Genomic DNA, 22,132 nt, shown 5'->3' with positions numbered 1-22,132 from the left:
ACCCTATGAAAAAAATATCAGCATGAATGCTATTTAGACAGCATTCATGCTGATACTTTTAATAAAATCCATTGATGACTTATGCTCTATTTTTAATTTTAAGAGCTACTAAGTATCCAGTCAAAAGGAGAATCAACACACGTATAATTCTGCCAGCGTATTGTCCCACAGAACCATCTTCTTGATTTGATACAAATTCACTTGTGTAATAAAATAAAATAGTCGCAATAATGAAGTATAATAAATATCCTAAATATCTCATTTTGTGATATCAATCCATCCATTCTTTTTATACCAATCTTTACTATCAATAATATTTGCTATTATACTTCCTGGATTATAATAGTTTAGAGCAAAATCAATAGCTACACCAATTATTGTTGCTATTGACACACCTCGTATTGTTTTAATTTTAAGTTTTTTAGCTTGTGCTGTAGCGACTCTCGATAGAGTTTCTTTAGCTTTTTTAGCTCCTTTCTTTTTAATGTAATTCTTTACGCCAAATACTGTTCCTCCAACTACTCCGAAGATTACTACGTTAAATGCTGCCGCTGCAAGATTGACTCCAACGGCAATCTTTCCTTTTTTCTTAGCAGCATAAGCTTTATCAGCAGCGAAGAAATTTTCTATTTTGGAAAATAAAGTATCATCATCTGTGTTCAATTGTTCTTCATATTTCTCCTCTAGCTCCTGTTGAGTGGCTTCTAAATCATTAAAAGTTTCAGAACTTCCATCGAAAAGATTTATAAGTGCTTCTTCTAATAATTCTACTTCATCAGTTCCAGAAATAGTAGCTGTTTCCTTAACAATTTTCAAGAATTTATCTTTCTCTGCATAATCCATTTTAGAGATATCTAAATCCTCAACTGCAGCTTCAAAATCAAAATTACCATCAAGTATTTCTTCAGTAAATTCTTCTGCATCCTCACCTGTATATACGCCTAAATCTTTAAGCTCTGAATCACTTAAATTATCTAATTCTTTATAGGTTAAATCTTCTAAATTTCCTTTATCATTAAAGAATTCTTCTTCAAAGTTTTGCGTTGGCGGACTATCAGCTAAAGATGAAATTGGTTCTGTAACTGTAGAAAAGAAAAAAACAGTTGCAACAAATAATAGTAATTTCGAAAGTTTTTTCACACTATATCCTCACTTTTTTGTATTTATGGATATATTATACAGCGTTTACAAGATAAGTCAATAGATTGATAGCTTGAGTTTTCAATACTGATAGATTTATCCATATATTTAGTATTTTTTGTGAACGAAAAGGAATCCACCTAGAAAATAAAGAAGCCTCTTATAGAAAGGAGGAAAGAAAATATGAGTGTTATAAGACTATCTAAAAGCCATTTTATATATAATAATCAAATCCGTTGCACAATTTGCAATAGGAATATTTTGTTGAACGAAAAAATATATGTAGATGCAGTACATACCCTAACACACCAACAATGCGGTTGTTATAGAAAAACAATCGACTATGGAACTTTAAAAGAAATAATAGCTCAGCACCCAAAATGGTTTCCACTAGATCACTAATCTGTATACCGATGTAAAAAATAATGATTAAGTAACTTTTCTGTGTTATTTCTTAGATTGTAGTTAAAGTATCGATGTACTTCATGATATCCGTTGATATAAAAATTATATTCCGTAAAAGCTTCATCACTTTCACCCTTGACCAATTTCCATTTATTTTTAGACATCTTATTATTATTTTCTCGCATATCTTTTTGTACCTGTTTCATTGTGTGTTCGATTAAGTTTAGATAGGCTTGATTGAGTTTAAACGGTGTAGTCTCAGCTACTTTATAATCTCGATCAAGTACAGTATGAAGCATCGGTAAGTATATAGCATTCTCAAAAATGTCTCTTTCTTCATCATTAAGTCTACTCATAACATCTGCTCCATTTATGCTTTTTCTACGTCCACAAGTTTTCTAAAAGAGATGTAATGTATATAATCTTTCTCGTCTTGAATACGCAGCTGGTTATTAAGGTAGTCAATATAAACAGTACGGCCAATCAAAGTATCTATATAACCGTTGTTAAAAAGGCTAAATTTAAGCAGTTGATTATATTCCATGCCTTCATGTATTAGTATGTCTATATCATTTAATTTATCCTCATCTAAAACAGGCTGTTCAATCTTATTTTGGCTCTCAATAACTTCTTTTACTCCTGCTACATGTTCAGGCAGCATCATCGCTACCCACTTTTTAGTACCCCGGTCTTTTAACATATCCCCAACTCCTTTTCGATAGGATAATTATATAAGAACAATTGTTCGGTTTCGGTATGTTTTCGAACGAACGTTCGTATATAATGTATCCAAAAGGGAGGTAGTTTATGATGATAAAGCAACTAGAAAGAGCATTTGTGGAAGGTAAACCAATTGAGATTATCTATATTAAGAAAGATAATTCAGTGTCTCAAAGATCAATTTTAGTAAATAGAGTAACCGAAACATATATAAAGGCATATTGCTTAGCGAAGAAACAGCCACGTATCTTTAAAGTTGATTCCATCTTAGCTGCTTCCTTCAAAAAAGAGAAGGGGGAATTATTGCATGCATAAGCCTTTTTGAAAAACCATTTGACTTAGTCATTGGAACTTTATAAACGATGCACAAAAAAATCCCCGCTCTTTGTAAGTGGGGATTACTATTATTATTGAAATGCAAAGTCTGCTCCGTGCTGTGCCTGTTCATTAGTAAATCCATCAAATACTAGTTGGTCAACAAGTCCAGACTGTGAAAAACTTGTGTAATCCAGATAGCTTTGTGCTGTCAGCTCTGCTTGTTCGTTCCAATCTACTTCCGTGTCCATTATTTCCATAGCATAGTTAATTGAGTCTTGTGAATAGCCTTCAAATGATAATTGATCAGCAAGTCCTTTATGACTGAAAGAAGTGTAGTCGATATATCCTCTAGCAGCACTTAAAGCATTAGCACCTTCAACTCCAGCGGCCGCAGCTTTCTTCTCTGCTGCTTCTTCTTCAGCTTTCTTCTCAGCTTCAGCTTTTGCCTTTTCTGCTTCTTCTTCAGCTTTCTCCTCAGCTTCAGCTTTTGCCTTTTCTGCTTCTTCTTTAGCTTTCTTTTCTTCTTCCTCTTTGGCTTTTTTCTCTTCTTCAGCTTTTTTCTTTTCGGCTTCCTCAGTTGCAGCCTTTTTTTCGGCTGCTTTCTTCTCAGCTTCTTCTTTTCCAGCTTTTTCACTACTATCATTTGTTGAAGCTACTTCTTCACTTGTCTTTTCGTCTGTAGTTGGAGCGGTTTGATCAGAATCTTCGCCCATATTTGCTAAGGAACCGATAATGATGACCGCTAATAACCAAACCCACCACTTTTTATAAAATGGTTTTTTTACTTTCTCTTTCTTAGCCAAGTTGACTTCCCCCTAATTTCCTGTATTTATCTATCTAGCAACAGTATTTTACATTTACAGAGAAAATAATACTATAGATTCGACAAAACTAGACAAAAGGAAAATGATAGAAAAGACCCGACTCGTTTGAGAAGGGCTTCTTTTTATAAATCCAATGGTTGTTTCTTCTTGTCTTCAAACTCTTCTGCTGAAATAATTCCATCATCAAGTAATTCTTTAAATTTACGAATTTCACTTGCTGTATCAATTTCTTGTTTGTTTTCTGAATTCTGACCACTTTTCATACTCAAGAATAAAGGGATTTATAGACCGGGATAATAAGGAGATTAATGTATTCTATATAGCTGCCTCCTTCATTACTAAGCACTATAAGCTGCACGCATAAGAAAAGCCTACTCAATAGAGGGGGCTTTTCTTTTAATTAACAAACGAACCCGTTTAGTTTAAGTGTAACACTTCACATTCCTTGAAGATTAAAATGTAATATAACTCATTAAAATAATGAAGAAAAATAGTGTTTCAAGATTAATAATAAATGGATTCGCTTTTACCTTTGATAAAACCTTAACTCGTTTTAATAAACTTGTATCTAGCATTATAAATAAATAATAAAAAAGAAGTAAACTAAATAAAAACATAAGACTTGTCATTATCACTTGTTCATCTTTCCAGAAAGTGATGCATAGAAATACTGACCAAATACATTTAAAAATATTAGCTACTAGTTCAAATGGATTAGATAATGTTGCCATCATATAATTACCTTGACTTTCTGTAATAGATTTATCATCATTATGTTTTACCATATATGTAATGTGTCCTGTTTGAAGAGACATTGAAATAATTAGCATAAATAAATATGCTAATCCAAATATAGAGCCTACTTGTAGGGACTCCGAATTAAATAATTGATTTAATGCCAATGGTAAAGGTAACCACATTGCATACATTAAAGCCATCAATATGTGCATAAATGCAAACTCGTTACTTTTAGCCATCTTTTGAAATGTAAAAACAATAATTAAGAAAATTATAATTCCTATCCAGCCCATAATTATTGTAGAAATTAACATAATTTCCCCCTAAACTCCCTTAATTGATTTATACTTTATTTACGTTAACCTGCCCCTATTTTACGATTCACCCCATTTTCACGATTATTAATCCATTTCGACAAAATAACTAAGAAATCCTGTTTTTTGTTCCATTAACCTGCCACTTTTCTACCATAAACGTTTCACTTATTACAGGAATGCTGCCCCGTTTGTTATATAAGACAAACTCAACACATTTTATAAAGAATTACATCAATTATTTAATAAGCGAAGTTATATATACGGGAGTACTAGATAGGTAAAGTAAGCAAAGCTTACGATATAGTACATTCCTTAAATAGGAGTTTTTTTGGAATAATAAGAACTAAGCTATATTCACCGGACGCAAAAAATAATACTTGTTTGAATCAGAGGAATATTTTTAAGAATCTAAAGAATATATTATTTATTGCTCCTTTTGTTAATATTCAATGCTATCATTTCTAACTTACTAATCCATTTATAATAACCCAATATCATAAGTAGGAGAATAGGTACAATAATAAATTCAAACCACAATTTCCACCAGCCTAAATGAAAATAGCCCAAAGGTTTAGGGAGTAAAGTCAGTGCTTCATACATTGTAATCCCTGCTGTCCAGTAAGCAATATATAATGCCTTTTTAATAATACTGTGGTTAAATGGAAAGTAGCTTATAAATAGTATATTGATTGGAGGAATTAAAATCGTGTGTGCAAAAACTCCAAACCAATCTACACCTTTATCAAAATACCAATACCCTCCGTACTTAAATTCAATAATCATATCAAAACTGATCTGAAAGGCAATAGTAAAAGTCCATAGACTTACTTTTCTGTTCATTGTAGGTATTTTATTTTTCTTATATGCAATGAAATTAAATAAGATTATTGAAATAGTAAGCAAGACCATAAATTGTTTTCTTCCTTTTTTATAGTAGATTTTCTGAATGAATCTAACAATACATAATTGTTTTAATTAAATAACTAATTAAACTAGAATTAAATAGCTCAATTTCCTAGGTTTCCTATTCAATAAAACTGCACCGGTATTACCAGAAGAACTCAAATAAATAGTTAAAGGAATACTGCCGTATAGTTTTAAAATAAGCATACGGTCTTTAAATTTTTTATTTTAAAACGTTCTTCCTTTTAAGAAAAACATAATATTTATATACGAGATAATAGGGAAACAGATAGGAAAAAAAGGTAAACATAAAATTCCAATCATTTCCGTAAATAATCTTTCCAGTTAAGACATATATCACTTCAAGTAAAGTTGTAAATAATGATATTAAAAAGATATAAAGAAAAGGACTCTTCCTTCTTTTAATAAAAAATATTAAGTAACTTGCTAATATTGGATAAATACCTAAATTAAATGGTAGAAAGGAAAATGTATTATTAGAGGAATTTACCTTCCAAAAGTTCAAATAAAAACCTAATTCATTTACAGTAAATGCTATTACTGAAAAAAATGAGCCAATGAGCGGGATTATCAATCTATCCTTTTTGTAAAGATGAAAGCACCCTACAATCCAAGGCAATATAAAGACCATCATGACATTAAAAATCATATTATTTTTCCTTTTTATTTTTATCTTTTCCTCAGAACTGAATTTTATTTATTTCAAGAGCGCAATTATTGGTAAATATTTTCACTTAAACCATTTCTCTATCTTTCCCGGTTGTATAATAAAATAATCTCAACAGAATATACGGAAAAAGACTTCTAAATATAACGCGGAGTACTAGATAGTCAAAGTAAGCAAAGCTGAAGATCATTTATAGGAATTTTTTTGGACTAATAAGTACGAGCCATCACTTCATATAGATTAATGAGGTGATGACAACATGAAGGTCAACATTATCAAAGGTCCTAATACTGACAAAGTTATCCAAGATTGCTATCATTATATTGTAAAGAAATATAGAGAGGAGCAAAATAAACTTGATAGGAATTTACGCAAGGGTGTCGACAGAGGAACAATTAAAGGGATTCAGCATAAACGGCCAGATTGAAGAGTGCATTCAATTAGCTGGAAATGAAGAATACCTAAAATACGTTGATGAAGGAATAACTGGCGAAATAATGAATAGACCTGCTTTGACTAGATTACAAGACGATATTGAAAATGGACTTATTCATAAAGTGATATGTTATGATCCTGACAGGTTATCTAGAAAGTTATTAGTACAGCTAATGATTACGGAGACACTGCAGAAGAATAACGTAGAGTTACAGTTTGTCAGAAGTGATTACAAAAACGACGCTGAAGGACAATTGTATTTCCAAGTTAGGGGTGCCTTTTCTGAATTTGATAAAGCTAAGATTAAACATAATACTATGACAGGAAGATATCGAAAAGCCAAGTCTGGTAAGGTTGTTAAAAACAATCATTTATATGGCTACCATTATAATAAAGAGAAAGAAACATACGAAATAAATGAAGAGGAAGCAAAGGTAGTCAGGATGATCTTTGACTATTACACCAATCCTAACAGTAAATTTCAGGGTATAAATGGTATTGCTCTACACCTAACAGATATAAGTATTCCAACAAAACGTGGTGCAAAGGTCTGGCATCGGCAAGTAGTTCGTCAAATATTGATGAATGAAGCATACACAGGTAATTATTTTCAAAACAAATATGATACGGTTGGTAATTATGTAAAAAAACAAGCAGGGGAAAAAGTGGAATATGGAAAAATCAGGCCGGAAGAAGAATGGTTAAAAACGGAGATACCTGCAATTATTTCACTAGAACAATTTGAATATGCCCAGTCCCTATTAGAGCAGGGGAGAAGACGCAAAACAAAAGTAAGCTTTCATCAGTATTTATTATCTGGTTTAGTAAGATGTGATCGTTGCGGAGGAACAATGACAGGTAAAAAAACGAAATCGCATGGTAAAGATTTTTTTATTTACACATGTCGCAAAAATTATGCTGGTTCAAAATCAAAGGGATGCGGTAAACAGATAAGCGAAAACAAATTAAATAAGTATGTGTGGGACACTATAGTGGATTTACTCAGCGATCCAAAGAAAATTGCTGAATTTAGAGAACAAGATGAAAAGACCCATTTAAAAGAAGAAATGGAATATGTCTTAGCAGAAATAGAAAAAGCTAAAAAGGGCCGCAAGCGTTTATTCCAACTTGTCAGCCTAAGTGAAGATGATGATATGGATCTGGAAGAAATCAAAGAACAAATAAGAAATCTTCAAATAAAAGAAAAGAAGTTACAAGATAAGTATAACGAAATGTTAAATGAAAATGAAGTAGCTGCAGGTAAAGAACCAAGTGTGGTTGCCTTGGAATCTGCAATCAATATGTTTATGAAGAATAAGAAAAACGAATTTTCTTTTGAACATAAACAAGAAATATTGAGAAGGGTAATTAAAGAAGTAATTGTTGTAGACAGTGAGACTATAAATATACAAATCTTTTAACGCTGTACCCTATTGTAATCAAGAACGAAATCCTTATGCACCTGAGAGCTTTGAAAAAAACCAAAAAGGATGTTTCCCTGCATGATCCAATTGGTCAGGATAAAGAGGGGAATGAAATTAGTCTTATTGATGTTCTAAAATCAGAATCGGAAGATGTTGTCAATACGATTCAGTTGAATATGGAGCTTGAGAAAGTAAAGGAATATATTGATGTTTTAGATGAAAGAGAAAAAGAAGTAATCATCGGCAGGTTTGGTCTAGATTTAAAGAAGGAAAAGACGCAACGAGAAATTGCAAAAGAATTAGGGATTTCAAGAAGCTATGTTTCAAGAATAGAGAAAAGAGCATTAATGAAAATGTTCCATGAATTTTATCGAGCAGAAAAGGAAAAAAAGCGGAAAAATGAATAAAAACTTTACATAAGGATGTTCTATAGATTTGCATTCTTATGAGGAAATCGTTTTATATAGACACATCGATAACGTATTTAAAGGATAGAAGAGCAGCTTAGTCGCTTAGTTTTTTAAGGTTGACTAAGCGGCTTTTTCTATCTTTTATATTTTGCGTAATGAAGGGATTCTGTATTGTCGGTTGCTACCGTTTTTACAACTTCGCCTTGCCGATTTTTATAAATTTCATATTCACGGTAAACTTCCACTATAAACCCATCTTCTTCTTTTGTTTCTTCTAATTTATATTCAAGATCCGGAGCTCCAAATATTTCATCTCCATTACTGCTAACTTCTTGCTCTTCCTTTATAGCTCCGTAAAAGAGAACATTATTTTTGTTAATTTTTGCGGTTGGTGTTTCTATGTAAGCAATAAAACCCAATAGAATGATAATGGATATTAAAGAGATCTTTTTCATTTTGTCTCTCCTCCTTCCATACATTGTATGCATGTCCTTTAGAAGTATGCGAATAAGAAAAGGGGGAATGACTGCATAATTGGAAAATTTAATCATTTTTGGAGTGGGTAAATCATATCGTTAGAAAGGTACAGGCCTTCCTTTTTTTATAATGAGAAGGGAACATTAACAAACTTAGAATGCAAAAAATGTCTCACAAAAATTTTCACTTCTTGTAAATGTTTTATAACATTTGTAATATACATGAAATATAAAGATGCTGCAAAGCAGAAAAGATTAAAGTTTATCGAAGGGGTTGAAGACCTGTGTTTATGAGACATATACTATTCATTACATTATTGATATCCTTTATTAACAATTTCTGGCCCATTCCTAATATAGATGATTTGCAGGGTGTTGCATATCAAGAGGGTGCCGAAATTTCCATTTCTGAGCTAAAAGATACGGTAAGAAGTATGCAAAAAAAAGCTGATATCAACTCCTATTTAACGATGAAGCATGAAGTAGTAAGTGGGGAATTATATAACAATGAAGTTTGGAGATTTGACTTGGGTTTAAAAACACCATATCAATTTACTGCTGAAAATGACAGCATCGACATAGAAGGTCTGCAAAAAGGAATGGTTAAATTTATCGTGTTTTTTAGTTTTGGAGAAGATGAGAATTCCATTATCAGTAAGTCCATATATTATTGTGATGAAAATGATTCCATTCATGAGGTGAAATTTATCGAGAATACAGAAAGAGAGAGTATTATCTTTTCATAAAAGAAGTAAATCAAGAGAGAAAAATTATCTATCTTTTCAGCTCTGCCTATTATGCAAGCAGTTTCCCGGAGATAATAGGGGTAGATCTAACATTCGATATATAGGCTTTTAAACAAGCGAATTTTCACCACCTATCTATACTATTAGAAAGGTGGTGAAAAGCATGGTTAAAATTTTTATCGATCCTGGTCATGGTGGTTCAGATTCTGGTGCAGTTGGAAATGGGCTGCAAGAAAAAAATATTACCTTAAGTATTGCCCGACAGGTTAGAAGTTTTCTTCTGAATGAATATGAAGATGTGGAAATTCGGATGAGTCGCAATAATGATTCAACTGTAAGTTTACCCGCAAGAGTGAAAACTGCCAATAACTGGAATGCTGATTTTTATCTTTCTATTCATGTAAATGCTGGTGGGGGTAATGGCTTCGAAAGTTATATTTATCCGGGAGTTGGCGCACCTACGACCACTTATCAGAATGATATTCATAAGGTAGTTATAGATGAGACAGGATTTAATGATAGAGGAAAGAAAAAAGCAAATTTTCACGTATTAAGAGAAACAATCATGCCTGCTTTGTTAACAGAAAATGGGTTCATTGATACAGTAGCAGATGCGAATCAGCTAAAAGATAGTAATTTTATTACGAAGATTGCAAGAGGGCATGTCCAAGGATTAGAAACGGCCTTTTCTCTGCAGAAGAAGAAAAGTCAATCACCAATCTATCGTGTACAAATTGGAGCATTTAAGGAAAAGGAAAACGCAGAAAAAAAAGCAATGGAAGCAGCTGAAAAGGGATTTGATACAGCTATTTTATTTCAAAACAATCTGTTTAAAGTACAAATCGGTGCATTTAGTAATAGAACGAATGCGGAGCGTTTAGCAGAAAAAGCGAAGGAAGCTGGATTTCATACGTTTATATCTCCTTAGAAAGAGAAATAACATTTTTAAATAATTAGTGGATATATAGGAAAAAGTTAGAAACGGGACAATTGCCTAAAACATTCACAACAAATTAAGAATATTTTATAGAAAGAGAGGAGGAGAATAAATGGCTGGTTATGGATACCCAAACCAAGTACCAGCAGCTGTTCCGCTTGGTGGAATGGGACCTGCACCATTTGGCTATGGTGCCCCTTATCCTGCTTATGGCGGTGTATATGGTGGTTTCTGGTACGCATTTTTAATCATTCTTTTTATTGTTATCATTTTATTTTGGGGTTTTTGGGCATTTGGTAGTTTTTATCGCTAAGGGAAATAGAAAAAAAATTTAGATGTTGGAATAGTAAATATAGTGATTGCTGATGAAATAATGGACAATACAAGCAAGCTGCTTCATATCGACTCTAGCATCATGTATCTTTTTAAGATAACGATGCTTTTTCTTTTGTTATCAGAAATATTTTACTATTTTTACAGAAAGAATGGAAATATTTCGATAGTCAAACTATAATGACATAGTAGTAGCAGTGAAAGGAGTGGAGAAAAGTGAAGATAGAAGAATATCAAGCTACATGGGATTTAGAGGGTTTATTTCCTGGAGGAAGTAATTCTCAAGAGTTTAGAGAGCATTTAGCTATGTCAATGGATGAAATCGAAAAATTATCAGCATATGTACATAAGTATGAGCCATTACAGGAGACGGACAAAGATTCTTTGCAGCAAATTGTGAATCAGTTTGAAGTTGTCGTAAAAAAAGTAAGACAAGCAGGTGCTTTTGTCAGCTGTTTAGAGGCGCAGAATATGGAGGATAAAGGAGCAAGTACATTAAGAGGTAGAGTAACTGAATTAAGTGCTGTGTTTCAAAATGTGTTAACGGTTCTTGATGGGAAATTATCCTTATATAGTGATATGGAATGGGATTCCTTATTTAAAGGAAATAATCTAGAAGAACTTTATTTTGTGCTGTCAGAAAGAAGAGCGGCTGCTAAAGAAAAATTATCTGAAGAAGAAGAAACATTGATAAATAAATTAAGTGTTGATGGCTATTATGGCTGGGGCCAAATGTATGATACCGTCGTTGGGAAAATTCAGATTCCTTTTGATGAAGAAAATCTCTCCGTTGGACAAGCTGCCAATAAATTTTCAAATCCTGAACGCGCAGTTAGAAAAAAGGTGTTTAGAGAATGGGAAAAAGCATGGGACGCAAATGGGGAAATTCTTGCCAAAACATTAAACCATTTAGCTGGTTTCCGATTAAATGTTTATGGGATGAGAGGCTGGACTAATTTCTTAAAAGAACCGTTAGCGATTAATCGGATGCAAGAAGAAACATTGCAGGCAATGTGGAATGCAATTTCAAAGAAAAAACAGCCATTTGTACAATTTTTAAATAGAAAAGCTAAATTGTTAGGATTAGAAAAATTAAGCTGGTATGATCTGGATGCTCCTCTTGGTAAAATAGAAACAAAAATGTCTTACCAAGAAGGTGCCGAATTTATTATTAAACATTTCGAGCAATTTGGTACGGAAATGTCAGGATTCGCAAAGAAAGCGTTCGAAGAGAGATGGATTGAAGCAGAAGATAGAAAAGGGAAAAGGCCAGGGGGCTTTCACACCTATTTCCCTGAAAGTGCTCAGTCACGCATTTTTATGACGTATTCTGGTACGCCGTCAAATGTTTCAACTTTAGCCCATGAATTGGGCCACGGTTTTCATACATACGCTATGCGGGATATGCACACATTAAATAGAAATTATGCAATGAATGTGGCAGAAACAGCGTCTACATTTGCGGAAATGATAGTATCAGATGCAGCATTAAAGGCTGCATCATCAGAGGATGAAAAGCTGGTCTTATTAGAAGATAAAATTCAGCGATCTATAGCATTGTTAATGAATATTCATGCTCGTTTTCTTTTTGAAACAAGATTTTATGAAGAACGTCAAAATGGATTAATTTCAAAAGAGCAATTAAATATGTTAATGCTTAACGCACAAAAAGAAGCATATGGGGACGCTTTAGATGAATATCATCCTTCTTTCTGGGGCTCAAAATTGCATTTTTATATTACAGGTGTACCTTTTTATAATTTCCCTTATACATTTGGTTTTCTATTTTCACTTGGAATCTATGCAAAAGCATTGGATGAAGGAAAAGGCTATGAAGAGAAATACATTGCCCTATTAAGAGATACAGCAAGCATGACAGTAGAAGAATTGGCATTTAAGCACCTTCAAATTGATTTAACAAAAGAGGATTTCTGGAATAGTGCCATAGATCTTTGTATTAAGGATGTAGAAGAATTTTTAGCGTTAACGAATGAATGAAAGAGCTTTTAATCTGATTTTTCAAAGGATACAGTAAGGAATAGAATTACAGGCATTCGTTTAAAAGGAAAAATGTAGATAAAAGACCTCCTACATACCAAAAGCTGCTGGTGTGTAGGAGGTCTTAATTTTTTGATGAATAGCTTTAGTAAATGCTTAGATTTTTCTCCATTTGAAACTTCCAATCATCAGAATGGAAAGAATAAGCATAAGAAATAAATAAATATGGCTCGGTATAAAAGTGAAAAATAGACAGCTAAAGGTTAAAATACATCCAGCTGCAGTTATCGGCAGGCCTGTAAAAAAACCATGACTTTCCGTAATGTTAAATCGAGCTAATCGAAAAGCGCCACACACAATATAAAGGACTGTAAAGAAAGATCCTGGTGCTCCCAACTCAAATAAAATACCTTGGTACACTAATAATGCCGGTGCTACCCCAAATGAAATGATATCACTCATAGAATCAAGCTGTTTGCCAAGCTCTGATTCGATATTGAATTTTCTGGCAGTCATTCCATCCAGTCTATCTGCTAATGCAGCGATAAAAATAAGCAGTAGACTTAATTGGAGATGTCCCTTTAAACTATAGATAATTGCAAAAGCACCTAATGAAATATTTGTTAAAGTTAACACATTAGCGAGTTGAGTTTTAATTTTCTTGATAGTTTGTTCTAAAACTCCATGTAAAAACATTAGATTCACTCCTAGTATGAAATGTTTTGCATTTCATACAACCATTTTTTTATATAATCATATATAATTCTAATTAGTATATGATCATTCGTAAAGAAAAATTTTTATTTATTGGAGGATTGCTTCATTGAAAGAAACAATTTATCGACTTTGTATTGAACTGACAAATGGAAGATGGAGTTCCTATATGATTAAGAAATTTGCTTATTCTAGATGGAGCCGATATTTAATTCCTTCCTTTGCAAAAGTTTATAAAATAAATATAGAGGAAATGGACAAACAACTAAAGGAATACGGATCCTTGCATGAATTTTTTATTAGAAAATTAAAAGCCAACTGCCGAAATATTCATGCTGATCATAGAGAAATAATTAGTCCTGTTGATGCAGTGATTGAGGATATTGGAGAAGTAAGAGAAGATAGCTCTATTTTAGTTAAAGGAAAAACGTATTCTATTCATGAAATGCTTGGGGATGAAAAAACAGTGGATAAATATATTGGTGGAACTTATTTAATATTTTATTTAAGCCCAAGTCATTATCATCGCATTCACTGTCCTGTCACAGGTACTGTAACAAATCGTTGGACACTTGGAAATAAATCGTATCCTGTTAATAAATATGGTTTAAAGTGGGGTAAATCCACCCTCTCCAAAAATTATCGGTCTATAACGGAATTAAAGACAGAGGAAGGAAACGGGATCTGTATTGTGAAGGTTGGTGCCATGTTTATTAACTCTATCGTCCTAAACCATAAGAAAGACCGCGTAGTTCAGGGAGAGGAAATAGCTTATTTTTCATTTGGTTCAACTGTTGTGTTACTATTTGAAAAAAATACATTTAAACAGAAAGGCTTTCATTCCATTCCATATCCAGTTAAAATAGGAGAGGTTATTGGAGAGAGCTTCGCAAAGCGCAATGAATACAAAAATTAATAGTTTAAAAGAAAAACAGCCTTGTACAAGGCTGTTTTCAAATGGAATATATAATTACTTTTATTGGGTTAAGAGGAGACTTTTATCTTGTTGCTTAAAGAACGTCGGTGAATCTCTGTTTCGATGAGACGAATAAATTCAGGGCTTAAATTTAATTCCCTTGCTTTATGATAGGACTCAATCAATAATTCATCTGACAGTTTTCGCATGCCAGAAACACCTCCATTCGAATATAATGAGAAGATTTTCATAGAAAACATATATAAATGTAGTTGTTTTCAGTGTTGAAATAAGGTTTTAAAAAAATTTGCTGATTAAAAAGTGCATACAAGATGGATCAATCGACAATGTTTATCAGAAAACGAGCTTGTCTATGTAAAAAATTTGCTATGTAGAAAACACTTTTAATCTTCTTTTTTAGTAAATTAATCTTGGAAGTTTTTTGGATATTATATTGTATCCTTACTTTAACAAAAATAAACATAGAGAACAACTGTTCGTTTATCCACAGCGCTCAGTGGATAACCTGTGATTATTTTGTTGAGAACTATGTGGACTATATGTAAATCAATGGGTATTATGTGTATAATGTTATCCACATATGTTGAAAAATGCGTATTTTGTCGAAAATTATTTTGCTATTATTAAAAAAAGCAAGAATATGGTATCTTCTTTAAGAAGAAAAACGGTATAATATTATTTTCTTCTATCGCAAAAATGGTTACCATAACAATAGGAAGACATACTGGTTAAACTATAGAAATGAAAGAGTTAAGAGGTGTTTTTTAGTGTTAAATCAATTTTTGCCAAATCAGTTTGTTAAAAATATATTTGAAATTTCCCCAGATGATTTAAAGAAAAAAGGAATAAAAGGCATCATAACAGACTTAGATAATACGTTAGTAGAATGGGATCGCCCGCTTGCGACTCCACAAATAATTGAATGGTTTGCAGAAATGAAGAGAAATGACATTAAAGTCACAATTGTTTCCAATAATAAAGAAGCAAGAGTAAAGTCATTTTCTGACCCGTTGCATATTCCTTTTATTTTTGCTGCTAGAAAGCCGCTTGGCCGTGCTTTTAAAAAAGCTATCATGCAAATGAATATAAAAAAAGAAGAAGCAGTTGTAATTGGGGACCAATTATTAACAGATGTTCTAGGTGGGAATCGTAGTGGGTTTCATACCATTTTAGTCGTGCCTGTTGCGCAAACAGATGGGTTTATGACCAGAATTAATCGTAGAATCGAAAGAAGAATTTTAAATTGGTTTCGTAGAAACGGAAAATTAACTTGGGAGGATTAATACGTGACAGAAAGAATACATTGTATCGGCTGTGGAGTAGTTATTCAGACAGAGAACAAGAATGAATTAGGCTATGCACCTTCTTCTTCATTAGAAAAAGATGAGGTTATTTGTCAAAGATGTTTCCGTTTAAAGCATTATAACGAAGTACAAGATGTTTCTTTAACAGATGATGATTTTTTAAAGATTCTAAATGAAATAGGGAAAAGTGACAGCTTAATTGTAAAAATAGTAGATATTTTTGATTTCAATGGAAGCTGGCTACCTGGCCTTCATCGTTTTACTGGGAACAATAAAGTTATACTAATAGGAAATAAAGTAGATCTTTTACCAAAATCAGTGAAACATCAGAAGGTTATCAATTGGATGAAAAAAGAAGCGAAGGATTTAGGATTAAGACCAGAGGATGTATACCTTGTCAGTGCAGAAAAAGGAAAGAATATTAAAGAAGTACTGGATGCTATTGAATATCATCGCAACGGAAAAGATGTTTATGTAGTGGGCTGCACAAACGTAGGAAAATCTACTTTTATTAACCGAATTCTAAAAGAGGTATCTGGAGAAGAAAATGTAATTACTACATCACATTTTCCTGGTACAACGCTAGACATTATTGAAATTCCATTGTCGGATGGTAAATATCTAGTGGATACCCCTGGAATTATTAATCACCATCAAATGGCTCATTTTGTAGATAAAAAGGATTTAAAAATTATTACGCCAAAAAAAGAAATAAAATCAAGAATTTTTCAATTAAACGATCAACAAACGTTATTCTTTGGCGGCCTGGCTCGATTTGATTTTGTAAAAGGCGAGCGCAGTAGCTTTGTATGCTATTTCTCTAATGAAATAACAATCCATCGGACGAAGTTGGAAAAAGCAGACGAGCTGTATAAAAAACATGCGGGTGAATTATTGACACCTCCTAAAAGAGAGCATTTGGATGCTTTTCCTGAGTTGGTAAGGCATGATTTTTCTATAAAAGAACCAAAAACAGATATTGTGTTTTCCGGATTAGGCTGGATAACGATGAATGAACCGAATATTCAAGTTTCTGTTTATGTGCCTAAAGGGGTACATGCCTTGTTGCGTAAATCATTAATATAATCTGTTTTGCAATAAAGCAAGGGGAAAAGGAGAGCGGCTATTTATGAAGAACTATGCAGTAATTGGTGATCCAATTCAACATTCGATGTCACCTGTTATGCATAATGACCTTTTTCATTTCTATGGTTTCGATGCTGAAATGAAAAAAATGCATATTAAAACAGAGATGCTCGAAATGGGACTAAAAAGTTTGAGGGATAGTAATATAGATGGCTTTAATGTGACCGTCCCCCATAAACAAGCAATCATTCCCTTTTTGGACGAACTAGACCCATTGAGTGAAGCAATTGGCGCTGTTAATACGGTGGTTTGTAAAAATGGAAAGTGGGTTGGGTATAATACGGATGGAGATGGGTATTTAAGAAGTCTATTAGACCAGCTTACCGACTTGAAGCAGAAAAAAACATTGATTATTGGTAGTGGTGGTGCCGCAAGAGCGATCTATTTTTCATTAGCTAATTATGGAGTACACCAAATAGATATTTGTAATCGTACGCTTTCAAATGCAGAAAGGCTGAAAGAAGCCTGTCCTTTTCCAGTCGTAACTAATATACTGGAAGTTGCTTCAGTGGAAAAAAATCTTGAGGAATATGAACTTATCATCCAAACAACTTCCATTGGAATGTCACCAAAGATAGATGCTTCGCCTATTCAAGTAAGCAATTTGAAGAAGGGCACATTCGTTAGTGATATTATCTATAATCCATTAGAAACAAAAATATTAAAAGATGCAAAAGCCAAGGGCGCTATAACCCAAAATGGGATTGATATGTTTGTATATCAAGGAGCTTTAGCATTTGAGAAATGGCAAGGAATTTTCCCAGATACAGCTAGAATGAGACAAAATGTTTTAACACAATTAGGAGGATCATCATGTTAAGAGGTAAACAAAAAAGGTTTTTACGAGCAAAGGCACACCATTTAAGCCCTATATTCCAAGTAGGAAAAGGTGGCGTTAATGACAATATGATTAAACAAATAAGTGAAGCTTTAGAGGTAAGAGAGCTATTAAAGATAAGTATTTTGCAAAACTGTGATGAAGATAAAGATACGGTAGCAAGTGAGTTAGTAAACGGAACAAAAAGTGAGCTAGTTCAAATTATAGGAAATACAATTGTATTATATAAAGAATCAAAAGAAAATAAAACGATAAATTTACCATCATAAGTCGGTAGAAGAGGCGATTTTTTTGAAAAAAGTTGGAATATTAGGAGGGACGTTTGATCCTCCTCATATAGGGCATCTAATTATAGCAAATGAAGTACTGCACGCAAAAAAATTAGATGAAATATGGTTTATGCCAAATCAAGAACCTCCACATAAAATAAAAACAGGGACAGTAACAAATACTCAACGAGTAGAAATGTTACAATTATCGATAGAATCTACTTCCTCTTTTCGCATCGAAACGATGGAATTAGACAGAGAGGGAAAATCGTATACGTATGATACAATGAAGCTTTTAAATGAGGCTTACCCAAACAATGATTTTTATTTTATAATTGGAGCCGATATGGTAGAATATTTGCCAAAATGGTATAAAATTCAAGAACTTATGGAAATCGTACAATTCATAAGTGTAAACCGCCCAAAATATCAACTAGAAACGGAATACCCAGTGCAGTATGTAAAGGTTCCTGATATAAATATTTCTTCGAGCTTAATTCGTGAAAGAGTTAAGGAAGGGGAAACCATTTCCTTTTTAGTCAGAGATGAAGTAAAGAGATATATTGAGGAGAATCGTCTATATGAATCGTGAAGAAGCATTACAAATAGTAAAAGAACAAATAACGGAAAAGCGTTATATTCATACAATCGGTGTAATGGAAACAGCAATTAAGTTAGCGAATAAGTATGGTGGAGATGCTAAAAAGGCTGAAATAGCAGCGATTTTTCACGATTACGCAAAATTCCGCCCAAAGGAGGAAATGAAAAAGATTATCATACAGCAAAATATGGATCCTAATCTTTTGTTATTTCATTTTGAACTTTGGCATGCTCCAGTCGGTGCCTTTTTAGTTGAGAAAGAAGTCGGAATAAAAGATAGAGAAATATTAGATGCTATTAGATACCATACATCAGGAAGACCTGAAATGAGTATGCTAGAAAAAATAGTCTATTTAGCCGATTATATTGAACCTGGCCGAGCTTTTCCAGGAGTAGATGAAGTAAGAGAATTGGCCGAAGTGAGTTTGGAGAGAGCCTTTTTGCAAGCGGTGAAAAACACGATTATGTTTCTTATTCGGAATAATCGAGCTGTATTTCCTTTAAGCTTTGAAACATATAACAGTTATTGTATAAAAATGGAGGTTGATTGAATGGATGAACGTACTTTATTATGGACTGCTGTAAAGGCAGCTGATGACAAAAGAGCAGAGAATATTGTTGCCCTAAATATGAAAGGTATATCTCTTGTTGCTGATTATTTCGTAATCTGTCATGGTAATTCTGACAAGCAAGTACAGGCTATTGCGAATGAAATTAAAGAAAAGTCTGGTGAACTTGGAGTTACGGTTAAACGTTTTGAAGGTTATAATGAGGCAAAATGGATTTTAGTTGATTTAGGAGATATTATTGTCCATGTCTTTCACCGGGATGAAAGAACCTATTACAATTTAGAACGTCTTTGGGGAGATGCACCAGTGGAAAATGTGGAAAGTGTGATCAGTCAATGAGTTATGAGCAGTTTGCCTATCTTTATGATCGATTAATGAATGATGTACCTTATGAAAAGTGGATACAGCTTATCAAAAAGGCAGCAGATGATTATAAAGTTAATGGAGCAAACCTTTTAGACCTAGCCTGTGGAACAGGAGAGTTATCGATTAGGCTGGCCCAGACTGGTTATAATGTAACTGGGGTTGATTTATCGGAGGATATGCTGAGTGTTGCTCAAGCGAAGACGATGGAAGCAGGAGAATCAGTATTTTATATAGAACAAGATATGTCTCAGCTAGAGGGCTTACCTGTTTTCGATCTTATTTGTATTTGCTGTGATTCCATCAATTATTTAAGAACGGAAGAAGAAGTCATAAACACTTTTAAAAGTGTTTATGCCCATTTAGATGAAAAAGGCTTATTTATATTTGATGTACATTCCTTATATAAAATGAATCAATTATTTATCAATCAAACCTATACAGTCAATGATGAGGATTTAAGCCTTATATGGCAATGCTATGAAGGAGAATATCCTAATAGCGTCGAACATGATTTAAGTTTCTTTGAATTGGATGAAGCCTCAGGTTTGTATCGTCGTTATGATGAACTCCATTTTCAACGAACTTATTCTGTTGAACAGTATTCGAAATGGCTCGAACAAACAGGGTTTACTTTATTGAAAGTTACAGCAGATTTTTCTCAAGATACACTAGATGAAAAGGCAGAGAGAATTTTCTTTTATTGTAAGAAAAAATGAGATGTTTCCTCATTGTGAAGCAGGTTAGTATTTTGCAAGTAAATGCTTGGAAACATCCTTCCTACATATTGTCTTTTTATGGCGATAACGTAAAAAAGGGAAATGGTCCTTGGGTGGATCATTTCCCTTTTTCCTATTCTGATAGCAGCCTTTTGAAATTTCTTTTGAAAAAATTGAAATGGGAGAAGGAATTCGAATGGATAGAGTCGAAAGTAAGGAGGAGCATTATATATTTTTATGTCCTGTGACAAGATTTTTAAGGGATTGTTTATCATCCTCATATTTTGCCTGTGTTGCTTGAAATAATTGATTAAAAGTATCTCCTAATTGACGTTCCAAAACATTTATTCCTTCGCCTGTAATCCCGCCCTTTACACATACCTTTTCCTGTAATGTAGGTAAAGTGTAATAGCCCTTCTTTAATAATTCTCCTAAGCCAATAAGCATTTCACTAGCTAATTTTGTTGCCGTTTCTGTATCAATTTCTGTTTCATCCACTGCGCCTTCTATAAATCTTTGGGTAAGATAGCTGAAAAAAGCTGGTCCGCAACTTACTATATCAGAGGCAGCCCTCGTAATGTCATCTTCAATTTCTAATGGTGTCGAAAATTTTTCATACAAACTTTCTAAGTGTTTTTTCCACTCTTCCGTACAATTGCTTCCAAAGGAAAACAAAGAAACGCCTGCCAATGCTCTATTTGTAATGCTTGGGATAATGCGAGCAACAGAGCACCTAAATAAAGAATCAAGCTGGTCAGGGCTTATTGGACTAGTAATCGAAATAACGCATTTTTCTTCTGTTAAAACGGGAGAAATAGTATGGGCTACCTCATACATATCATGTGGCTTTACACATAAAAAGATAAGCTCTGCTTTTTTTGCTATTTCCATGTCACTATCGCATATATTTATGGTAGGATACTCTTCCTTAATTTCTAAAGCTTTGTTTCTTGTTCGATTGAAAATAAATAAGTCTTCGGGGGAAACAGCTTTTCCGTCAATCATTGATTCTATTAGTATTTTCCCCATATTTCCTGTACCAATCATTCCAATTTTCAATCTTCCATCCCCCCCTTATATTGAGCGTTTTCTCATATAACGATATGTCGCAGCATTTCAAAATATACCTGAAAGGATGATTAGTTATCATGGACTGGCTTCGTAAAAATAAGAAAATGATTTTCTTTTGTATAGGTGGTATCGTACTTTTATTGCTATATCGGTTTTACCCTATTTTTATCTCGAGTAATGAAGAAGAACAAATTCCCCAAGAAAACTTGTTTGCTGAAAGAAACATAGAGGAGAAGCCAGAAGAAGCATCGGAGGAAGACCCTCCTGTTACGGTAATGCTGGTAGATGTAAAAGGTGCGGTTAAGAATCCAGGTGTGTATGAAGCGAATGACGGAGAACGAGTGAATGATATGATTGAAAAGGCAGGCGGAATTTTGAAAGATGGTGAAAAAAACGCAGTGAATTTTGCAATGAAAGTGACAGATGAAATGATTATCTATGTTCCTTATATAGGAGAAGAAGGGGAAGCAGCTAATGGGAATGCAGTTGGTAACGAGACTGCCGTCCCTTCGAATGAAGGAACAGTAAATATTAATAAAGCAAGTGAAACAGAATTGCTTGAGTTACCAGGAGTGGGTCCATCTAAAGCAGCTGCCATTGTGGAGTATCGTGAACAGAATGGAGGGTTTTCTACAAAAGAGGATTTAAAAAACATAAGTGGAATTGGAGAGAAAACATATGAAAAATTAGAATCCTTTATTTCGATAAAATAAATCTCTTGTAGATTAGGGATACATATTCAAAGCAATATATTGATTTAAGCGCCATGAGCATCCTTTTCGTAATTGAC

At 33.3% G+C, this 22,132-nt stretch carries 27 protein-coding genes and 2 pseudogenes; 17 read left to right on the top strand and 12 right to left on the bottom strand.

Annotated elements, in window-relative coordinates:
• Window positions 1–258: 258 nt before the first annotated feature.
• The 3 genes from MHH96_RS21770 to MHH96_RS21760 all read right to left on the bottom strand — a co-directional run bounded on the left by MHH96_RS21770 (window position 259) and on the right by MHH96_RS21760 (window position 2,245).
• Window positions 259–1,140: a hypothetical protein gene (locus tag MHH96_RS21770; protein ID WP_095259009.1), complete on the bottom strand. Its 882-nt coding sequence runs from the start codon at window positions 1,138–1,140 to the stop codon at window positions 259–261.
• A 398-nt stretch (window positions 1,141–1,538) separates the two neighbouring features.
• A complete protein-coding gene (locus MHH96_RS21765) occupies window positions 1,539–1,901 on the bottom strand; it encodes a hypothetical protein (protein WP_095259007.1) in 363 nt (120 codons plus the stop codon).
• Window positions 1,902–1,915: 14 nt separating this feature from the next.
• Window positions 1,916–2,245: a YolD-like family protein gene (locus MHH96_RS21760; RefSeq protein ID WP_095259006.1), complete on the bottom strand. Its 330-nt coding sequence runs from the start codon at window positions 2,243–2,245 to the stop codon at window positions 1,916–1,918.
• A 107-nt stretch (window positions 2,246–2,352) separates the two neighbouring features.
• On the opposite strand from MHH96_RS21760, the gene MHH96_RS21755 reads away from it, so the two are divergent.
• Window positions 2,353–2,580 carry a WYL domain-containing protein gene (locus MHH96_RS21755; protein WP_412973485.1) on the top strand — a complete coding sequence of 76 codons (228 nt, stop codon included), beginning with the start codon at window positions 2,353–2,355 and terminating at the stop codon, window positions 2,578–2,580.
• 92 nt (window positions 2,581–2,672) lie between these two features.
• Here the strand turns inward: MHH96_RS21755 and MHH96_RS21750 are convergent, their stop codons facing one another.
• From MHH96_RS21750 to MHH96_RS21730, 5 genes are all read right to left on the bottom strand, one after another.
• Window positions 2,673–3,386, bottom strand: a complete 714-nt coding sequence (locus MHH96_RS21750; RefSeq protein ID WP_321198357.1) for an Ltp family lipoprotein — start codon at window positions 3,384–3,386, stop codon at window positions 2,673–2,675.
• Window positions 3,387–3,529: 143 nt separating this feature from the next.
• Complete coding sequence (locus MHH96_RS21745) at window positions 3,530–3,670, bottom strand: SHOCT domain-containing protein (RefSeq protein WP_341117996.1); 141 nt, start codon at window positions 3,668–3,670, stop codon at window positions 3,530–3,532.
• A gap of 189 nt (window positions 3,671–3,859) precedes the next feature.
• The gene (locus MHH96_RS21740; RefSeq protein WP_341117995.1) at window positions 3,860–4,357 is read right to left on the bottom strand and encodes a hypothetical protein; all 498 of its coding nucleotides are present in this window, start codon (window positions 4,355–4,357) and stop codon (window positions 3,860–3,862) included.
• A gap of 525 nt (window positions 4,358–4,882) precedes the next feature.
• Window positions 4,883–5,371 carry a hypothetical protein gene (locus tag MHH96_RS21735; protein ID WP_341117994.1) on the bottom strand — a complete coding sequence of 163 codons (489 nt, stop codon included), beginning with the start codon at window positions 5,369–5,371 and terminating at the stop codon, window positions 4,883–4,885.
• 217 nt (window positions 5,372–5,588) lie between these two features.
• The gene (locus MHH96_RS21730) at window positions 5,589–6,017 is read right to left on the bottom strand and encodes a CBO0543 family protein (protein WP_341118145.1); all 429 of its coding nucleotides are present in this window, start codon (window positions 6,015–6,017) and stop codon (window positions 5,589–5,591) included.
• Window positions 6,018–6,409: 392 nt separating this feature from the next.
• Between MHH96_RS21730 and MHH96_RS21725 the strand changes: the two genes are divergently transcribed.
• Complete coding sequence (locus MHH96_RS21725; protein WP_341117992.1) at window positions 6,410–7,909, top strand: recombinase family protein; 1,500 nt, start codon at window positions 6,410–6,412, stop codon at window positions 7,907–7,909.
• 17 nt (window positions 7,910–7,926) lie between these two features.
• Window positions 7,927–8,319: pseudogene (locus tag MHH96_RS21720) on the top strand (sigma-70 family RNA polymerase sigma factor); the annotation flags it as partial.
• Window positions 8,320–8,456: 137 nt separating this feature from the next.
• Here the strand turns inward: MHH96_RS21720 and MHH96_RS21715 are convergent.
• A complete protein-coding gene (locus MHH96_RS21715) occupies window positions 8,457–8,777 on the bottom strand; it encodes a hypothetical protein (RefSeq protein WP_047941334.1) in 321 nt (106 codons plus the stop codon).
• A gap of 311 nt (window positions 8,778–9,088) precedes the next feature.
• On the opposite strand from MHH96_RS21715, the gene MHH96_RS21710 reads away from it, so the two are divergent.
• The 4 genes from MHH96_RS21710 to MHH96_RS21695 all read left to right on the top strand — a co-directional run bounded on the left by MHH96_RS21710 (window position 9,089) and on the right by MHH96_RS21695 (window position 12,812).
• The gene (locus MHH96_RS21710) at window positions 9,089–9,544 is read left to right on the top strand and encodes a hypothetical protein (protein WP_144546687.1); all 456 of its coding nucleotides are present in this window, start codon (window positions 9,089–9,091) and stop codon (window positions 9,542–9,544) included.
• A gap of 163 nt (window positions 9,545–9,707) precedes the next feature.
• Window positions 9,708–10,472: an N-acetylmuramoyl-L-alanine amidase gene (locus tag MHH96_RS21705; RefSeq protein ID WP_047941332.1), complete on the top strand. Its 765-nt coding sequence runs from the start codon at window positions 9,708–9,710 to the stop codon at window positions 10,470–10,472.
• Window positions 10,473–10,593: 121 nt separating this feature from the next.
• The gene (locus MHH96_RS21700; protein WP_047941331.1) at window positions 10,594–10,794 is read left to right on the top strand and encodes a hypothetical protein; all 201 of its coding nucleotides are present in this window, start codon (window positions 10,594–10,596) and stop codon (window positions 10,792–10,794) included.
• A 236-nt stretch (window positions 10,795–11,030) separates the two neighbouring features.
• Entirely contained in the window at window positions 11,031–12,812 is a 1,782-nt protein-coding gene (locus MHH96_RS21695; RefSeq protein WP_047941330.1) for a M3 family oligoendopeptidase, read from the top strand.
• A 156-nt stretch (window positions 12,813–12,968) separates the two neighbouring features.
• Here MHH96_RS21695 and pssA read toward each other — a convergent pair whose 3' ends face one another.
• On the bottom strand, window positions 12,969–13,508 hold the full coding sequence (gene pssA, locus MHH96_RS21690; protein ID WP_047941329.1) for a CDP-diacylglycerol--serine O-phosphatidyltransferase: 540 nt from the start codon (window positions 13,506–13,508) through the stop codon (window positions 12,969–12,971).
• A gap of 127 nt (window positions 13,509–13,635) precedes the next feature.
• On the opposite strand from pssA, the gene MHH96_RS21685 reads away from it, so the two are divergent.
• The gene (locus MHH96_RS21685) at window positions 13,636–14,442 is read left to right on the top strand and encodes a phosphatidylserine decarboxylase (RefSeq protein WP_144546685.1); all 807 of its coding nucleotides are present in this window, start codon (window positions 13,636–13,638) and stop codon (window positions 14,440–14,442) included.
• Between the two features lie 68 nt (window positions 14,443–14,510).
• Here the strand turns inward: MHH96_RS21685 and MHH96_RS21680 are convergent, their stop codons facing one another.
• Window positions 14,511–14,651 (bottom strand): sporulation histidine kinase inhibitor Sda, encoded by a 141-nt coding sequence (locus MHH96_RS21680; protein ID WP_016202937.1) that lies wholly within the window; start codon window positions 14,649–14,651, stop codon window positions 14,511–14,513.
• Window positions 14,652–15,206: 555 nt separating this feature from the next.
• On the opposite strand from MHH96_RS21680, the pseudogene MHH96_RS21675 reads away from it, so the two are divergent.
• The 8 genes and pseudogenes from MHH96_RS21675 to MHH96_RS21640 form a co-directional block, all read left to right on the top strand.
• Window positions 15,207–15,746: pseudogene (locus MHH96_RS21675) on the top strand (YqeG family HAD IIIA-type phosphatase); the annotation flags it as partial.
• A gap of 3 nt (window positions 15,747–15,749) precedes the next feature.
• Window positions 15,750–16,853 carry a ribosome biogenesis GTPase YqeH gene (yqeH, locus tag MHH96_RS21670; RefSeq protein ID WP_047941326.1) on the top strand — a complete coding sequence of 368 codons (1,104 nt, stop codon included), beginning with the start codon at window positions 15,750–15,752 and terminating at the stop codon, window positions 16,851–16,853.
• A gap of 43 nt (window positions 16,854–16,896) precedes the next feature.
• The gene (aroE, locus tag MHH96_RS21665; RefSeq protein WP_047941325.1) at window positions 16,897–17,733 is read left to right on the top strand and encodes a shikimate dehydrogenase; all 837 of its coding nucleotides are present in this window, start codon (window positions 16,897–16,899) and stop codon (window positions 17,731–17,733) included.
• Entirely contained in the window at window positions 17,727–18,020 is a 294-nt protein-coding gene (gene yhbY / locus MHH96_RS21660; protein WP_016202941.1) for a ribosome assembly RNA-binding protein YhbY, read from the top strand. The genes aroE and yhbY overlap by 7 nt, the downstream gene beginning before the upstream one ends.
• A 22-nt stretch (window positions 18,021–18,042) precedes the next feature.
• Complete coding sequence (locus tag MHH96_RS21655) at window positions 18,043–18,612, top strand: nicotinate-nucleotide adenylyltransferase (RefSeq protein ID WP_047941324.1); 570 nt, start codon at window positions 18,043–18,045, stop codon at window positions 18,610–18,612.
• Entirely contained in the window at window positions 18,602–19,171 is a 570-nt protein-coding gene (yqeK, locus tag MHH96_RS21650) for a bis(5'-nucleosyl)-tetraphosphatase (symmetrical) YqeK (protein WP_047941323.1), read from the top strand. Before MHH96_RS21655 ends, yqeK begins: the two co-directional genes overlap by 11 nt.
• Complete coding sequence (rsfS, locus tag MHH96_RS21645; RefSeq protein WP_047941322.1) at window positions 19,172–19,528, top strand: ribosome silencing factor; 357 nt, start codon at window positions 19,172–19,174, stop codon at window positions 19,526–19,528.
• Window positions 19,525–20,271 (top strand): class I SAM-dependent DNA methyltransferase, encoded by a 747-nt coding sequence (locus MHH96_RS21640; protein WP_047941321.1) that lies wholly within the window; start codon window positions 19,525–19,527, stop codon window positions 20,269–20,271. Before rsfS ends, MHH96_RS21640 begins: the two co-directional genes overlap by 4 nt.
• A 225-nt stretch (window positions 20,272–20,496) precedes the next feature.
• Here MHH96_RS21640 and comER read toward each other — a convergent pair whose 3' ends face one another.
• Window positions 20,497–21,330, bottom strand: coding sequence for a late competence protein ComER (gene comER, locus MHH96_RS21635; RefSeq protein ID WP_047941319.1), 834 nt, complete (start codon window positions 21,328–21,330; stop codon window positions 20,497–20,499).
• Window positions 21,331–21,419: 89 nt separating this feature from the next.
• Between comER and MHH96_RS21630 the strand changes: the two genes are divergently transcribed.
• Window positions 21,420–22,055: a helix-hairpin-helix domain-containing protein gene (locus MHH96_RS21630; protein WP_047941318.1), complete on the top strand. Its 636-nt coding sequence runs from the start codon at window positions 21,420–21,422 to the stop codon at window positions 22,053–22,055.
• Window positions 22,056–22,132 lie beyond the last annotated feature (77 nt).

Source organism: Niallia sp. FSL K6-0212, assembly GCF_038007605.1.
Taxonomy (GTDB): domain Bacteria; phylum Bacillota; class Bacilli; order Bacillales; family Cytobacillaceae; genus Niallia; species Niallia circulans.
Note: the sequence above shows the minus strand (reverse complement) of the source record. Positions and strands in the feature narration are given on the sequence as shown.

Excerpts from the sequence above, each read along its gene's own strand:
- MHH96_RS21765 (WP_095259007.1), bottom strand. The coding sequence starts at position 1,901 with ATGAGTAGACTTAATGATGAAGAAAGAGACATTTTTGAGAATGCTATA.
- MHH96_RS21760 (WP_095259006.1), bottom strand. The coding sequence starts at position 2,245 with ATGTTAAAAGACCGGGGTACTAAAAAGTGGGTAGCGATGATGCTGCCT.
- MHH96_RS21755 (WP_412973485.1), top strand. The coding sequence starts at position 2,353 with ATGATGATAAAGCAACTAGAAAGAGCATTTGTGGAAGGTAAACCAATT.
- MHH96_RS21745 (WP_341117996.1), bottom strand. The coding sequence starts at position 3,670 with ATGAAAAGTGGTCAGAATTCAGAAAACAAACAAGAAATTGATACAGCA.
- MHH96_RS21740 (WP_341117995.1), bottom strand. The coding sequence starts at position 4,357 with ATGCACATATTGATGGCTTTAATGTATGCAATGTGGTTACCTTTACCA.
- MHH96_RS21735 (WP_341117994.1), bottom strand. The coding sequence starts at position 5,371 with ATGGTCTTGCTTACTATTTCAATAATCTTATTTAATTTCATTGCATAT.
- MHH96_RS21730 (WP_341118145.1), bottom strand. The coding sequence starts at position 6,017 with ATGGTCTTTATATTGCCTTGGATTGTAGGGTGCTTTCATCTTTACAAA.
- MHH96_RS21715 (WP_047941334.1), bottom strand. The coding sequence starts at position 8,777 with ATGAAAAAGATCTCTTTAATATCCATTATCATTCTATTGGGTTTTATT.
- MHH96_RS21710 (WP_144546687.1), top strand. The coding sequence starts at position 9,089 with ATGAGACATATACTATTCATTACATTATTGATATCCTTTATTAACAAT.
- MHH96_RS21705 (WP_047941332.1), top strand. The coding sequence starts at position 9,708 with ATGGTTAAAATTTTTATCGATCCTGGTCATGGTGGTTCAGATTCTGGT.
- MHH96_RS21700 (WP_047941331.1), top strand. The coding sequence starts at position 10,594 with ATGGCTGGTTATGGATACCCAAACCAAGTACCAGCAGCTGTTCCGCTT.
- pssA (WP_047941329.1), bottom strand. The coding sequence starts at position 13,508 with ATGTTTTTACATGGAGTTTTAGAACAAACTATCAAGAAAATTAAAACT.
- MHH96_RS21680 (WP_016202937.1), bottom strand. The coding sequence starts at position 14,651 with ATGCGAAAACTGTCAGATGAATTATTGATTGAGTCCTATCATAAAGCA.
- aroE (WP_047941325.1), top strand. The coding sequence starts at position 16,897 with ATGAAGAACTATGCAGTAATTGGTGATCCAATTCAACATTCGATGTCA.
- yhbY (WP_016202941.1), top strand. The coding sequence starts at position 17,727 with ATGTTAAGAGGTAAACAAAAAAGGTTTTTACGAGCAAAGGCACACCAT.
- yqeK (WP_047941323.1), top strand. The coding sequence starts at position 18,602 with ATGAATCGTGAAGAAGCATTACAAATAGTAAAAGAACAAATAACGGAA.
- rsfS (WP_047941322.1), top strand. The coding sequence starts at position 19,172 with ATGGATGAACGTACTTTATTATGGACTGCTGTAAAGGCAGCTGATGAC.
- MHH96_RS21640 (WP_047941321.1), top strand. The coding sequence starts at position 19,525 with ATGAGTTATGAGCAGTTTGCCTATCTTTATGATCGATTAATGAATGAT.
- MHH96_RS21630 (WP_047941318.1), top strand. The coding sequence starts at position 21,420 with ATGGACTGGCTTCGTAAAAATAAGAAAATGATTTTCTTTTGTATAGGT.